This window comes from Chryseobacterium nakagawai (assembly GCF_900637665.1).
Classification (GTDB): domain Bacteria; phylum Bacteroidota; class Bacteroidia; order Flavobacteriales; family Weeksellaceae; genus Chryseobacterium; species Chryseobacterium nakagawai.
In genome coordinates, this window is record NZ_LR134386.1 from 4,293,707 (window position 1) to 4,308,350 (window position 14,644).

Annotated in this window: 12 protein-coding genes; 8 read left to right on the forward strand and 4 right to left on the reverse strand. The window is 36.3% G+C overall.

Translation table 11 applies throughout. The features are described from left to right. Positions 1 to 31 precede the first annotated feature (31 nt). The 5 genes from EL260_RS19340 to EL260_RS19360 all read left to right on the forward strand — a co-directional run bounded on the left by EL260_RS19340 (position 32) and on the right by EL260_RS19360 (position 5,679). On the forward strand, positions 32 to 1,081 hold the full coding sequence (locus tag EL260_RS19340; protein ID WP_123857159.1) for a DUF6263 family protein: 1,050 nt from the start codon (positions 32 to 34) through the stop codon (positions 1,079 to 1,081). A 65-nt stretch (positions 1,082 to 1,146) separates the two neighbouring features. After that, the gene (locus EL260_RS19345; protein ID WP_123857160.1) at positions 1,147 to 1,377 is read left to right on the forward strand and encodes a hypothetical protein; all 231 of its coding nucleotides are present in this window, start codon (positions 1,147 to 1,149) and stop codon (positions 1,375 to 1,377) included. 31 nt (positions 1,378 to 1,408) lie between these two features. Further along, complete coding sequence (locus tag EL260_RS19350; protein WP_123857161.1) at positions 1,409 to 3,949, forward strand: YfhO family protein; 2,541 nt, start codon at positions 1,409 to 1,411, stop codon at positions 3,947 to 3,949. A gap of 135 nt (positions 3,950 to 4,084) precedes the next feature. Further along, entirely contained in the window at positions 4,085 to 4,318 is a 234-nt protein-coding gene (locus EL260_RS19355) for a GIY-YIG nuclease family protein (RefSeq protein WP_317127337.1), read from the forward strand. 68 nt (positions 4,319 to 4,386) lie between these two features. Further along, a complete protein-coding gene (locus tag EL260_RS19360; RefSeq protein WP_123857162.1) occupies positions 4,387 to 5,679 on the forward strand; it encodes a glycosyltransferase family protein in 1,293 nt (430 codons plus the stop codon). Positions 5,680 to 5,787: 108 nt separating this feature from the next. Here EL260_RS19360 and EL260_RS19365 read toward each other — a convergent pair whose 3' ends face one another. Further along, positions 5,788 to 6,432, reverse strand: a complete 645-nt coding sequence (locus tag EL260_RS19365; protein ID WP_123857163.1) for a hypothetical protein — start codon at positions 6,430 to 6,432, stop codon at positions 5,788 to 5,790. Positions 6,433 to 6,621: 189 nt separating this feature from the next. Between EL260_RS19365 and EL260_RS19370 the strand changes: the two genes are divergently transcribed. Beyond that, on the forward strand, positions 6,622 to 7,602 hold the full coding sequence (locus EL260_RS19370; protein WP_123857164.1) for a YpdA family putative bacillithiol disulfide reductase: 981 nt from the start codon (positions 6,622 to 6,624) through the stop codon (positions 7,600 to 7,602). A 79-nt stretch (positions 7,603 to 7,681) separates the two neighbouring features. Here EL260_RS19370 and EL260_RS19375 read toward each other — a convergent pair whose 3' ends face one another. Next, complete coding sequence (locus tag EL260_RS19375) at positions 7,682 to 8,875, reverse strand: MFS transporter (RefSeq protein ID WP_123860585.1); 1,194 nt, start codon at positions 8,873 to 8,875, stop codon at positions 7,682 to 7,684. Between the two features lie 304 nt (positions 8,876 to 9,179). Here EL260_RS19375 and EL260_RS19380 point away from each other — a divergent pair, with 304 nt between their 5' ends. Further along, positions 9,180 to 10,058 carry a helix-turn-helix domain-containing protein gene (locus EL260_RS19380; protein ID WP_123857165.1) on the forward strand — a complete coding sequence of 293 codons (879 nt, stop codon included), beginning with the start codon at positions 9,180 to 9,182 and terminating at the stop codon, positions 10,056 to 10,058. A gap of 90 nt (positions 10,059 to 10,148) precedes the next feature. Next, positions 10,149 to 12,089 (forward strand): oleate hydratase, encoded by a 1,941-nt coding sequence (locus EL260_RS19385; protein WP_123857166.1) that lies wholly within the window; start codon positions 10,149 to 10,151, stop codon positions 12,087 to 12,089. Between the two features lie 164 nt (positions 12,090 to 12,253). Here EL260_RS19385 and EL260_RS19390 read toward each other — a convergent pair whose 3' ends face one another. Both EL260_RS19390 and EL260_RS19395 read right to left on the reverse strand, forming a co-directional pair. Next, positions 12,254 to 13,924, reverse strand: coding sequence for a glutamine--tRNA ligase/YqeY domain fusion protein (locus tag EL260_RS19390; protein WP_123857167.1), 1,671 nt, complete (start codon positions 13,922 to 13,924; stop codon positions 12,254 to 12,256). An 87-nt stretch (positions 13,925 to 14,011) separates the two neighbouring features. Further along, positions 14,012 to 14,644: a hypothetical protein gene (locus tag EL260_RS19395; RefSeq protein WP_123857168.1), complete on the reverse strand. Its 633-nt coding sequence runs from the start codon at positions 14,642 to 14,644 to the stop codon at positions 14,012 to 14,014.

Here is a 14,644-nt window from a genome sequence, read left to right on the forward strand (position 1 = left end):
TCGATAACACAACACTTAAAAAAATCAGAAAATGAAAAACATAGCAGCAATAGCGCTATTATCATCTATAGCTCTTGTGTCTTGTAAAAAAGAAACGGCAAAAATCACGAAAGTAGATCCTAAAACAGGAAAAACAGTAACGGTAGAAGTTCCTGCGGATTCTGTAGCGAAAGTTGCAGAAAATCCAGCTATCAGAGACTCTGCTGGAATCGTTATTCAGACTTTCAAGCTTGAAAAAGGGAAAACTTATCCTCTTACCACTTATCAGAGAGATGTAAAAACAATGACGGATCCTCAGGGGAAATCTATCACTGCGACTTCAGAATCTACAGATGAAATGAACTTCGTAGTAAACGATATCAAAGGAAATGTATATGATATGACTCTTAACCTGGTTTCCAAAAGAAGTTCTCAGTCTGCACAAGGTAAAACAGTAGTTGTAGACACTAAACAGGCTCTTCCTAAGGAAGATGATCTTAAAATGATCTGGAATATCAACAAAGCGCTTACCAGCAATAAACTTGATATGAAAATGGATACAAAAGGGAATGTTATTTCCATTACAGGTTTTGATGCTGTTTATACCAAAGTTACAGCAGCTATTGGAACTCTTATTAAGGATGCTAATGAAAGAGCAAGTGTTGTCGCAAGTCTTAAAGAGTCTTTTAATGAAAAGGTATTGAAAGATCAATTCAGCAAAAATCTTTCTATTATTCCTAAAAAAGGAGTAAAAATAGGAGAAAAATGGACAACTTCTGAAAATGCAGATCCAAGTGGAGCCATTAAGGTTACTTCAAACTATGTTTTAAAAAGCCTAGGAAACGGAACTGCTGAAATTGCTGTAACCGGAGGTATTCCTAAGAAAACTGAAAAGAAGGCTCAGGGACCTATCACCCACAGCATGAGCAGTGAGCTTGTTCAGAACGGGACCATCAAATTTGATGAAAATACAGGATGGATCACCAACCAGAACATCAATGTAAAAACAACACAGATTGAAAGCATTTCAGACGGAAAACAATCTCAATCTATGAAGAGCGTTTCCAATTCTTCTGTAATGGTAAACCCTTCTGTAAAATAATTAAAGCTTAAAAGAGTAAGGATCAAACATTGACTCTTACTCTTTAAACCTTAAATCAATTTATTATGAAGTACATTCTTGAGTTAGTACTGTCTGCCATTATTATTTTCTTTGTCTGGAATATTCTGAAAAGAATTTTCTTTAAGACATTTTACAGCTACAGGTTCAATAACCAACAGCATAATAATTCAAGAGAGGATATCCACAACTCGAATAAGAATAACAAAAAAGACCTTAAATGGGATGCAGAAACCGTAGACTATGAAGAGGTAAAAGAGAGTAATGACAAAAGGTAAAAAATCCAAGAAATAAAAGATAATAACCAGCATGGCAAAAAACAAAAACTTAATTTATATTGCAGTTTCATTAGTAGTATTTATAGTTTTAGCATTTTTATATTCTACTCCTGTATTTTCAGGAAAACAGCTTTTCCAGCATGATATCGTACAATACAGAGGGGGAGCAAAAGAACTTCTAGACTATAGAGCTAACACAGGAAATGAAACCTATTGGAGTGACTCCATGTTCGGGGGAATGCCGACTTATCAGATGGGTAGCCAGTTTAAGGGCGATATCATCAAGAAAATCGACAGCAACCTGAACTTCCTGCCAAGACCGGTCAATTATCTCTTCCTGCTTTTTGCAGGTTTTTTCCTTTTGGGAATGGTAGTGGTCAGAAACTGGAAATATGCCTTATTGGGCGCAACCTTTTTCGGGCTTTCCACTTATTTCTATATCATTATTGCTGCGGGACACAATGGAAAGGTAAATACCATTGAATATTTCGCACCGCTTTTAGCCGGTATTTTACTGGTTTACATCAGAAAACAATACATCTGGGGATTTATTGTTACGACCCTTTTTATGGGACTTCAGATTGCAGCGAACCACCCGCAGATGACCTATTATCTGTTTCTGGCTTTAGGATTTTTATTCCTTTCTGAACTAATCAGAGCGATCCAGAAAAAGACTCCGATGAAACATTTCCTTATTTCTTCAGGAATCATTGCAGCCTCTTGTATTATTGGTGTTGGAATGAATTCCCAAAGAATCATGGCCAATTCTGAATATGTAAAGGAAACTGTTCGTGGAAAACAGATCTTAACCAATGACAGCCATACTTCAGGAAAATCCGGAATGGATAAAGAAAGTATGCTGATGTGGAGCTACGGGCAACTGGAAACTTTAAACCTTTTCATTCCAAGATTAATGGGTGGCGGAAGCCAGGAACCGGAAGCTAAGGAAATGATGAACAAGGTACAGGAGCTTGTTCAGGAAAATGTAGGTTCGCAGGCTGAAATGGACAGAATTTCGAAAGGTTTCAGCGGAATGACCTATTGGGGAGATCAACCGGGAACTTCAGGACCAGCATACCAGGGAGCTATCGTATGTTTCCTTGCGCTATTAGGCTTCTTCTTTGCATCAAAAAAATACCGTTATTGGATCTTAGGAGCTTCTATTCTGACCATTTTATTGGCCTGGGGAAGCAACTTTATGCCTTTATCCGATTTCTTTATTGATTATGTTCCGTTTTACAATAAATTCAGAGCACCTTCTTCTATCCTTGTGGTAGTAGAGTTGCTATTCCCTTTAATTGCTATTTTAGGATTATACAGATTCTTCACCGATGAAAAGCTGACAGAAGAATACAAACAGAAAATTCTGATGTATGTAAGTGGTGGGACTTTAGGGTTACTGTTAGTTCTTTTACTATTCGGTAAACCATTGCTAGGGTTTTCTACTGCGGGTGAGAAGACTTACTTCCCTCCTTTCTTGTTGGATTATTTAGTGGATGAAAGATATAAGTTATTTAAAGCAGATGCTGTAAAAGCATTCATTTATGTAGCCATTGCTGCTGCTGCTTTATTCTTTAGCCTGAAGAAAAAACTTAGTCCTAATATTGCTTTGGCAGTGATTGGTATAGTAAGTTTATTTGATCTGTGGACAGTTAACAAACGTTATTTAAATGACGAAAACTATGTAGACAAAATCTTTGCAGAAAACCCTTTCCAGACAGAAAGCTCAGATCTATTAGTAGAAAAGACACAAGGAAATCCAAACCTTGAATCTATTTTATCTACTGTAAATATTAATAAGGCTTTAGAGACTATCGCGGATAAAGACAAGGCACATTATAGAATTTACAACCAAACTCTAGGGGTTACCAGTGAGACCAACACCTCTTACTTTAAAGCTTCTATCGGAGGTTATCATGCTGTAAAGCTAAGAAGATATGATGATGTATTGAATGCTTATATCAACAATATCGACAGTGTGAGAACTCCTAAAATCCTTAACTTACTGAATGCAAAATATATGGTTTTCGGAGGTCCGGATCAGCCTCAGGTTGTTCCTAATCCTAAAGCCAACGGAAATGCATGGTTTGTAAGTGATCTTAAGTTTGTAGATACGCCTAACGAAGAAATTAAATCTATCGGGGAAATCGACAACAAAAAAACAGCTGTCATTGCAGCTTCTGACAAGGCTTATTTCAGTAATAAACCTGTTCAGGCTGACTCTACAGCATTTATCAATTTAACGACGTACCAACCTAACGAGTTAGAATTTAAATCGCAGTCTAAAACGCCTCAATTGGCTGTTTTCTCTGAAGTCTATTATCCTCACGGATGGAAGGTTCTTGTAGATGAAAAAGAGGTCCCTTATATCAAAGCTGATTATTTGCTTCGTGCGGTACACGTTCCTGCAGGAAATCACCACATCAGAATGGTATTTGAACCGGAAGTGATTGAAAAAGGAAAATGGATCTCACTTTTAAGCTTCGGATTATTTATTGCATTAGCTGCCTTTGGAATTTTCTGGATGAATAAGAATAAGAAAAAAGAAGCTTTAGCTGAACCGAGTGCCTAATGTAAACATTGTGTACTGTCATTCTGAATGGAGCATAGCGCAATGAAGAATCTCAAGTCAAAATGAAAACATTAGGAATACATAATTACTATGTTTATATACTAACCAATAAAGTAAAAACAGTATTGTATACGGGTGTCCAATGATTTGAAAAACAGATTATATTGGCATCAACATCCAGAAGCTATTGATAAGAGTTTCACATCAAAATATAAATGCTTTTATTTAATCTATTTTGAGCATTTTGATGTTATTGAAACCGCAATAGCAAGAGAAAAACAAATAAAAGGCTGGACTCGAGAAAAGAAAGAAAACTTAATTACAGAATTCAATTCTGATTGGAAATTTCTGAATGAAGAGGTAGAATGAGATTCTTCACTACGCTACGCTTCGTTCAGAATGACAAATGAATGACAAACGTCTGATTTACCCAAGAAATGGAACAAAAGAAAATATTAATTATCACCTATTACTGGCCTCCTGCGGGAGGCCCTGGTGTTCAAAGGTGGCTGAAATTTGCTAAATATCTGCCGGATTTTGGATGGAAACCTGTGATCTATACTCCAGAGAACCCAAGCTATCCATTGATGGATGAAACACTGATGAAGGATGTTCCTGAAAATATTGAAATCGTTAGAACCAAGATCTGGGAGCCTTATCAGCTTGCTGAAAAGCTTAATAAAAGCAATAAAAAATTCAAGGCTGGACAATTTGATGTAGGAAAAAACCAAAGCTGGAAATCCAAGCTTTCTATTTGGGTAAGAGGGAACTTTTTCATTCCTGATGCCAGAGTTTTCTGGGTAAAACCCTCTATTACATTTCTGGAAAAATATTTACAGGAAAATAAGATTGATACCATTGTAACTTCTGGTCCGCCCCACTCCCTTCATCTGATTGGATTAGGCTTAAAAGATCAATTACCCAACCTTAAATGGATTGCTGATTTCCGCGATCCATGGACAGAAATTTCCTATTATAAACACCTGAAGCTTACCAAGAGTTCAGATAAAAAACACCGTCAACTGGAAAGTGCTGTGTTTAAAAATGCAGACATTACCCTGGCAACAAGTTATACGGATGCCGACAACTTCAGAAAAGCCGGTGCCAATACGGTTTGTATTACGAATGGTTTTGACGAAAGTGATTCAAAAGAAAATACAGCACAACAAAAAGAGTCCAATACAGCCTTTGTACTAAGTTATATCGGAGTTCTGGAACAACTTAGAAACCCTGAAAATCTTTGGCAAGCACTGGATGAACTGGTAAAGGAAAATGAAGAATTTGCAAAGTATTTCAGCTTAAAATTTGTAGGCAGAATTGATGATAAGATTCTGAATACCCTAGAAAACTCAAATCTGAAAAATCATATTTTGAACTTGGGTTATCTTTCACATGGCAAAGCGGTTGAAGAAATGCAGACTTCAGAAATATTGCTGATTACCAATTTTCCGAACGAATCTTCAAAAGGAATTATTCCCGGAAAAATATTTGAGTACCTGGCCTCCGGAAAACAAATCCTTTCGTTTGGCCCTAATCAGGCTGATGTTGCCAGAATACTGGAGGAAACCCATGCAGGGAAACATTTCAGCTATAATGATTCCGAAACCGTAAAAAGATTCATCCTTGAAAAGTTTGAACTTTGGAAAAACGGGAATCTTTCTGAAAACACACAACATATTGACCAGTTTTCCAGAAAAAATCTCACCCAACAACTGGTCAAAATTTTATAAAGAAGCATCAGAAATTTTCAAACTACAAAAGCCACAAAAGTGTTTAAGATAAAACTTTTGTGGCTTTTGTGATTAAACTTGAAAGTATCTAATCTTTTTTTACCCTTCTTAAATTGTCCATTGGTCATTCACCACGGCAATCAGATAGTATTTTCCCTGAAACTCTTCAAATACAAAACGAAGGGTCTTCCAGTCCATTTCACCATTCTTTTCAGTTCCTTTGATATAGTTTTCTGTAAAATCTTTCTTAGGATAGATTTTTTCAAGGTTATTCAGAGAGTTTCCACCACCAATAAATTTGTTCAAAGAATACTGAGATGCAGTAAAATTTGCAGCAAAAACCCATTTTCCAAGATAGTCATTAATTGTTGCTTTATAAGGATCTCCGGAACCATCCTTTGCCCCCCAGGTAAATAATGTTTTGGTAGGCTGGTATTTTTCAAACTCTTCTTTAGAGAAATGTTTATCTCCTTTGGGATCTACAAAAGCATACATGGAGAAACTAATTCCCTTTTCGGGATGAATTAATGAAGCAAATGTTTTATAATCCTTAGCTTTCAAGGCTTGTAAGACCTCATCATTGACCTTTTTAATATCACCTTCTTTCTTTACTTTTTCTTTAGCAATTGTTGCACTATCCAATGGTGTTACACGGGTAATGGTATCAATTTCACTGGGAACCGGCTTTCCAGCTTCTTTCTTACAGGCTACCACCAGGCTCAGCATAAGTATTGAAACGAATAGTTTTTTCATATCTTTTAGTTTTGTAATAGATAGAAAAACACCAAAACTGATGCCAATGCGGTGTTTTAAAGTGTAAGGTTCCAAGTTAGTATTCTTTCAATAGTTTTATTTTTCCTATTTTATTCTTCATGGCTGCTTATCAGTAATCTTCTCTGTTTCAATGAAGGCTTTTTCCCAATTACATTGTACCTTTGGGGTATGGAAATTTTGGATATTCTCATTATAGGAGCAGGGCCTATTGGTATCAACTGTGCCATTGAAGCCCAGAAAAACAACTTGAATTATTTAATCATAGAAAAAGGAACCATTGTCAACTCATTATACAATTATCCTTTATATATGCGGTTCTTTTCTACCGCTGAGAAACTGGAAATTGATGGAACTCCCTTTATTTCCACCGCTCCCAAACCGGGAAGGCAGGATGCTTTGGAATATTACCAGGGAATTGCCCGGCAAAAGAATCTGAATATTCACCTTTATGAAAAAGTGTTGAACATATCCAAAACCCTTGATATGTTTGATATCGAAACAACAAAAGGAAATTATAAAGCTAGAAATGTCGTGATTGCCACAGGGTTTTATGATATTCCGAACCTTATGAATATTCCGGGTGAGGAACTTCCGAAGGTAAAGCATTATTATACCGAACCTTATCCGTATGCAAGGCAGAAAGTGGTCGTGATAGGATCAAGCAATTCCGCGGTGGATGCTGCTCTGGAAACGTATAGAAAAGGAGCTGAAGTGACTATGATTATCCGTCATTCCGAGATTTCAAAAAGTGTGAAATATTGGGTAAAACCGGATATTGAAAACAGAATTGCAGAAGGAAATATTAAAGCGTATTTTAATGCTGAAATGATGGAGGTAAAAGAAAATTTTGTGATTTTCAAGGATGAAAAAAACCAAATTCATGAGATTGAAAATGATTTTGTTCTGGCCATGACAGGCTACCTTCCTGATTTTGAATTTCTGAAAAATTCCGGAATTGTCCTGAATGGGGATTGCCTGAATCCGTTTTATAATTCTGAAACCATGGAAACTAATATTCCTGATCTATATCTTGCAGGAGTCGTTTGTGGTGGAAAGGATACACATCTTTGGTTCATCGAAAATTCAAGGATTCATGCCCATTTGATTGTTAATTCTATTTTATCTAAATCTTCTGTAAATCAATCATAGCTTTTCCTGTTAAAAAATTAGAAAGTATAAACCATAGCCCCTGATTAAGTCATATGTAATCAGGGGCTATGGTTATTTCTTAATTCTCTTTAAAAACAAGATCTTCTTCTTTTTGATTCTTTCCTTTAAGCATCCACGGAATAACAAAATAAAAGGCAATGGCAATTCCCGTTGCCAGTACTCCTGTTCCAATCCATAAAGTGTTAAAGCCTAATTTATCCGCAATCAGAGTTCCTATATAAGGTGTAATGATAAATGCTATGGAAAAAGACATCCCGTTCAGTCCCATATATGCTCCTTTATTATTCGCTCCTGAACGTAATGCAGTAATGGTTGACATAAAAGGTAGCGTCCAGATTTCCCCAATACATAATAACGTCATAGAGACCAATAAAGTAATCATGCTATAGTCAAAAGCTAACATTGCATAGGATAATCCACATATAAATGTTCCGACCAACATCGTAAAAGCCAATGTAAAATACTTCTCTGAAAGCTGTACAAATCCCATTTCAAGAAGAACAATCAGGAAACCACTGTATCCTAAAATATAACCTATATTCTGCTGGCTCAAATGAGCTGTATCTTTATAGAAGATTGTCAGCGTGCTGAATAGCTGGAAGAAACAAATCGAGAACAGCATACATAGAAAACAGAAAATTAAAAACTTAGTGTCCTGATAAGGTGAGTTCTCTTTTTTAATAATTATTGCTTCTTTTACTTTTTTCGATTCCTGTTTAGCCAATTTTGCCCGGCCTTTAAAGAACCAAATATACATCAGTCCAGCCAATAAGGCAGCCAGCGCATTACTGTAAAACAGGAATTCATAGGAAATAGCAGACAGAATTCCTCCCAATGCAGGGCCTATGGAAAATCCTAAATTAACGGCCATACGGTTCAGAGAAAAAGCTCTTGTTATATTTTCCGGTTTCGCATATTTGGTAATTGCTACGGAGTTTGCCGGACGAAATGTTTCACTTACAATACTCTGAGCAAGGATAATCCCTGCCAGCCCTGCTTCAGTTTCAAATAAAGGAATCATACAGAACAAAGGTACACTGAGCAGTAAACTCAAACTCTGTACCCTATATTCACCAATTTTATCGGTGACCATTCCACCCAGCCATGAACCAATAACCGAACCGATTCCAAAAAAACTCAGGACAATCCCTGAATTCTCAATGCTAAAATGTAAATGATCTGTCATATAAACTCCCAAAAAAGGAAGTACCATAGAACCTGCCCTGTTGATGAGCATTACCAACGCCAGCATCCAACTCTCCTGCGAGAGTCCTTTGAAAGAACTCGTGTATATGTTTATTAGTTTCACAATAATATGTTGGGGGGAAAATTTGAAAGTGCAAAGTTAGGTAAAAATCACTGTAACACCCTTTATTTTAAGCCTTTTTTACGAATAACATTTATAAGAATAAACAATCAACTGTATCCGGATAAAAACGAATATTTTCGATATATAAGATTTAAAATCATTTATAAAATTCGTAAATTGCAGTAACAACAGGTTTTTTAACCTTAAATTTTATTGAACATCTATAAAAAATCAACCAACAGTAAGAATGGTAACCTACGAAAACTTACACGATACGCTGTCTTTTTATAGTATTGACTGCCGCGAATCCTACTACATATCCTCCGGAAAACCCATTTTTGAATTCCCAAAAACGTCTTTCAGAATGGATTATTATGCGCTTTGTATCTGTACTGCGGGAGAAATAAGTGTTGAAATAGATCATCATCAGTATAAAGCAGATGCACACAGTATTCTGGTGGCTGCTCCGTCTACAATTGTAAAATTTCTGAAAACCAGTCAGGATTTCAGGATGAAACTATTATTCTTCGATAAGAATTTTCTGATCAAAAATATCTCTAACCCTTTTATCATTGAGAAAATGAACCTGTTTTCCAAAGGTTCCTACAGTATTGTAAAAACCACTCCTAAAAATGCTTTAGTATTACAAGATCTTTTGAATTACCTCAAAAAGAAATCCAGAAAACAGGGAAAATTTACTGAAGAAATTGTTCGTACCATTATTTTCAATCTTCTGCTGGAAACCGCAGAAATCCTGGAAACGAAACATATGACAGCTTCTGATAAGGAAGAAGGAAAAAAAGATCTGTTCCTTAAATTCAGTCAACTGATCCGGGAAAATATCAGACAACACAGAACGGTTCAATTCTATGCCGATCAGCTTTGTGTTTCCAATAAATACCTTATCGAGGTCATCAAAAAAGCCAGTGGAAAGACTCCGCATGAAGTTATTGACGAAGCCTTATTGAAAGAAGCTTATGTCATGCTGGGAAATCCGGACCTTACAATTTCAGAAATAGCTTTTGAACTTCAGTTCAATTCCACCTCTGCCTTTGGTCGTTTTTTCAAAAAACATACATCCTTTGCTCCTTCTGAGTACAGAATAACGGAAAATATCCAGTCCTAGGAATTTCGGGATACTAATTCTGACATTAGGGATATACATCGCATTTTGAATAGGGGTACCTTTATCATGTTCATTAAAAACAAAAACAAAATGAGTACGATCAATTCAAAATTCGACAACGTTTTAAATACCTCTGATCAGTTTGGGAAAGTAAATCACGAACCGGATTCAAGCAAAGAAGTTCAGATTAACACTCCTGAAAAGACCATGCCTTTTTCAGACCAGATCGGAAACTATCAAAGAAATAAAGGGATTCCTTTACAATCCTACGAAAACAGCAAAATTTATATTGTCGGAAGCGGAATTGCAGGGATGTCTGCAGCATACTATTTCATCCGTGACGGCCATGTTCCGGGTAAAAACATCATTTTCCTGGACCAGCTTGCTATAGAAGGCGGTTCATTAGATGGAGCCGGGAATCCAAAAGATGGTTATATCATCCGTGGAGGACGTGAAATGGATATGACTTATGAAAATCTATGGGATATATTCCAGGATATTCCTGCTTTGGAATTGCCTGCACCTTACAGTGTCCTGGATGAATACCGTCTCATCAATGATAATGACCCCAACTATTCAAAAGCAAGATTAATTCATAACCAGGGACAAATTCAGGATTTCAGCAAATTCGGATTGGAGAAAAAAGATCAATTGGCTATTGTCAAACTTTTATTAAAGAAAAAAGAGGAGCTTGATGATCTCAGCATTGAAGATTATTTCTCAGAATCATTCCTGAACAGTAATTTCTGGTTCTTCTGGCGTTCAATGTTTGCCTTTGAAAACTGGCACAGCTTACTGGAACTGAAGCTGTATATGCACAGATTCCTCCACGCTATTGATGGAATGAAAGACTTTTCATGCCTTGTATTCCCTAAATACAACCAGTATGATACCTTTGTTACCCCTCTGAAGAACTTCCTGGTAGAGAAAGGAGTACAAATCCAGTTCGATACTTTGGTAAAAGATCTTGATGTTCATATTAATACGGAAGGAAAAACAGTAGAAGGCATTATTACTGAACAAAATGGAGAAGAAGTAAGAATACCCATCGGAAAAGATGATTACGTAATTGTAACTACCGGATCTATGACGGAAAGTACTTTCTACGGAGATAACAATACAGTGCCGGAAGTCACCATAGACAACAGCAGTGCCGGACAAAGTGCCGGATGGAAATTATGGAAAAATCTTGCCGCCAAATCTGAGGTCTTCGGGAAACCTGAAAAATTCTGTAGCCATATTGAAAAGTCTTCATGGGAATCTGCAACATTAACGTGCCGTCCTTCTGCATTTACAGAAAAATTAAAAGAATTATGTGTGAATGATCCTTATTCCGGAAAAACAGCTACTGGAGGTATTATTACAATTACAGATTCTAACTGGGTAATGAGTTTTACCTGCAACAGACAGCCACACTACCCGACCCAGCCGGATGATATCCTAGTAGTATGGGTATATGCCTTATTGATGGATAAAGAAGGAAATTACATCAAAAAAACAATGCCAGAATGTACTGGAAATGAAATTCTTGCTGAATTATGCCATCACCTCGGAATGACAGATCAGCTTGATAATGTGATTGAAAATACAATTGTCCGTACTGCATTTATGCCTTATATTACCTCTATGTTTATGCCTAGAGCTCAGGGAGACCGTCCAAGAGTAGTTCCTGAAGGCTGTACTAACTTAGGTTTGGTTGGGCAATTTGTAGAAACTAACAATGATGTTGTGTTCACTATGGAAAGTTCTGTAAGAACAGCCAGAATAGCGGTATATAATCTTCTTAATCTCAACAAGCAGGTTCCAGATATTAACCCGTTACAGTATGATATCCGACATTTATTAAAAGCGACTCAGGCATTAAATGACTATAAACCGTTCTTAGGAGAAGGAATTTTAAGAAAGATCCTGAAAAATACTTACTTTGAGCATATATTGGTTGACCGTCCTGAAGAAAAAGAGGAACATGAATCTTTCTTTATGGAGCAGGTTGGTAAATTCCAGGATTGGATCAAAGGCGTGAAAGGCTAAAACATTTTGACAATTAATATTGGAAGTCATATTCTATGTATCTATGTGGTAAAATAAAAATTAAATTATTTTGAACCCCATAGTCACATAGAATTTACATAAATAAAAAACAGAACTTATTTCTAAGTCCTGTTTTTTATTTATGGATTATTCCTTATAGCTTATTAAGGCTTAAAAGAATCTTTTAATGTTACTGTACGGTTGAATACCAATGCATCATCCGTAGAATCCTGATCTTTTGTAAAGTATCCGATTCTCTGGAACTGAAGTGGTTCACCCACAGCTACATCTTTCAGGCTTGGTTCAGCAAAACCTTGAATCGTAGCTACAGATTCGGGGTTGATAAAGTTTAAGAAGTCTACATCTTTTTCAGCATCAGGCTGTTCTACGGTAAACAATTGGTTGTAAATTCTTATTTCTACAGGGATTGCATGTTTAGCCGACACCCAGTGAAGTGTTCCTTTTACTTTTCTTAAGCTTTCTTCTGTTCCGCTTCCGGACTTACTCTTCTCATCATAAGTAGCATAGATGGTTGTGATTTCTCCATTTTCATCTTTTTCTACTCTTTCAGCTTTGATAATGTATGCTGATTTTAAACGAACTTCACCCCCTAATTTCAGTCTGAAGAATTTATTATTAGCTTCTTCTTTGAAGTCTTCACGTTCGATATACAGTTCTCTAGAGAAAGGAATTTCTCTGGTTCCTGCATTCTCCTGTTCAGGATTATTTTCAGTTTCCACCCATTCTTCTTTATCTTCAGGATAGTTTTCGATCACTAATTTTACCGGATCTACTACGGTCATTACACGTTTAGCCACCTTATTCAGGTCTTCACGTACACAGAAATCAAGCAATTGGATCTCGATCAGATTTTCTCTTTTTGCCACCCCTACTTTATCAATAAAATTTCTGATAGAAGTGGGTGTGAAACCTTTTCTTCTCATTCCTGAAATGGTAGGCATTCTTGGATCATCCCATCCTGTCACTACTCCTTCAGCTACTAATCTTTGTAGTTTTCTTTTAGAAGTAATCATGTAAGATACATTCATTCTTGCAAATTCTCTTTGCTTGTTCTTAACCTTACCTTCTTCATAAACCTGATCCAAATACCAGTTGTACAACGGTCTGTGATTTTCAAACTCCAAAGAACAAAGCGAATGCGAAATTTGTTCTATATAATCGGATTCACCATGAGCCCAATCGTACATTGGATAGATTTTCCAAGCCGTACCCGTTCTATGGTGAGGCTTATTTAAAATTCTATACATAACAGGGTCACGCATATTCATGTTTGGTGAAACCATGTCGATTTTTGCACGAAGAGACATTGAACCGCTTTCGAATTCTCCGTTTTTCATTCTTTCGAATAAATCTAAAGACTCTTCAACAGGACGGTTTCTATATGGAGATTCAATTCCTGGTTCTGAAGGGTTTTTTCTTTGCTCGGTAATCACTTCAGAGGGTTGCTCATCTACATAAGCTTTTCCATCTTTAATTAATTGTACTGCCCAATCGTAAAGCTGCTGGAAGTAATCGGATGCGTACAAAACTTTATCCCATTTGAAACCTAGCCATTCAACATCTTTCATGATAGAATCTACGAATTCCTGTTCTTCTTTTTCAGGATTCGTATCGTCGAAACGAAGGTTTACGGGAGCATTGTATTTTTCACCCAGCCCAAAGTTGATGCAGATGGCTTTTGTGTGCCCTACATGCAGGTAACCATTAGGTTCAGGTGGAAAACGGAAACGGATCTGATCCTTGTTCAAACCGTTTGCCAGATCATCTTCAATAATTTGCTCAATAAAATTGAGTGATTTTTTTTCTTCTTCCATTAAATTAGCTTTTGTTTATAGCAAAAAAAGTGGTACAAAGTTACGGAAAATTTGGGGTTCAGAAAACCCTAATTTATAACAGCTTTACTATCTTTTTTCATAATTTTTTAAATCATTGATTAAAATGTCCAATCGTCCTTTTGGAGCAACAGTTGATATTTTTTCAGAGCCAGCAGGCTTTACCCCAAAATAAACCCCTTTTTTAGAAAGTTCTTTCTGAAGACTTTCCGCCAAATCCTTATCTCCTATATTGAAATACCGTATCGTATTTTCTCCTGAGAAAGAGACTTTCTGATATCCTGGCACCGTAAACACATAGGTGTTGTTTTTTCTTCCTTCAGAAATTGTCGCACTTACTTTATTGCGGATATAATTACTGATATCATTAACAAGTTTTTCATCAACATTTTTAGTATAATTAAGGTAAACTGTAGACATCTTTTTATCTGTAGGGACAGAAATATTTTTACGCATTGCAGTCGATATACTATCTAAAAACCTTTTATATCTTACAGCATTCCCGCCCAATTCACCTGCCATATTTTTCACATTAGAAGTCAATTCATAACCATGATACATACTTTTTGGGCCCTGAACTATTCTTTCGTTTTCCGAAATCTCTTTATTCTTTGCGAAATAATCATTCCGGCTAGCTTCTATTCTTTTTAAATTACCAATAATAACTCCTGCTCCCTTATCTTTTCTTCCATACTGAAGCAT

Excerpts from the sequence above, each read along its gene's own strand:
- EL260_RS19340 (WP_123857159.1), top strand. The coding sequence starts at position 32 with ATGAAAAACATAGCAGCAATAGCGCTATTATCATCTATAGCTCTTGTG.
- EL260_RS19345 (WP_123857160.1), top strand. The coding sequence starts at position 1,147 with ATGAAGTACATTCTTGAGTTAGTACTGTCTGCCATTATTATTTTCTTT.
- EL260_RS19350 (WP_123857161.1), top strand. The coding sequence starts at position 1,409 with ATGGCAAAAAACAAAAACTTAATTTATATTGCAGTTTCATTAGTAGTA.
- EL260_RS19360 (WP_123857162.1), top strand. The coding sequence starts at position 4,387 with ATGGAACAAAAGAAAATATTAATTATCACCTATTACTGGCCTCCTGCG.
- EL260_RS19365 (WP_123857163.1), bottom strand. The coding sequence starts at position 6,432 with ATGAAAAAACTATTCGTTTCAATACTTATGCTGAGCCTGGTGGTAGCC.
- EL260_RS19370 (WP_123857164.1), top strand. The coding sequence starts at position 6,622 with ATGGAAATTTTGGATATTCTCATTATAGGAGCAGGGCCTATTGGTATC.
- EL260_RS19375 (WP_123860585.1), bottom strand. The coding sequence starts at position 8,875 with ATGCTGGCGTTGGTAATGCTCATCAACAGGGCAGGTTCTATGGTACTT.
- EL260_RS19380 (WP_123857165.1), top strand. The coding sequence starts at position 9,180 with ATGGTAACCTACGAAAACTTACACGATACGCTGTCTTTTTATAGTATT.
- EL260_RS19385 (WP_123857166.1), top strand. The coding sequence starts at position 10,149 with ATGAGTACGATCAATTCAAAATTCGACAACGTTTTAAATACCTCTGAT.
- EL260_RS19390 (WP_123857167.1), bottom strand. The coding sequence starts at position 13,924 with ATGGAAGAAGAAAAAAAATCACTCAATTTTATTGAGCAAATTATTGAA.
- EL260_RS19395 (WP_123857168.1), bottom strand. The coding sequence starts at position 14,644 with ATGCTTCAGTATGGAAGAAAAGATAAGGGAGCAGGAGTTATTATTGGT.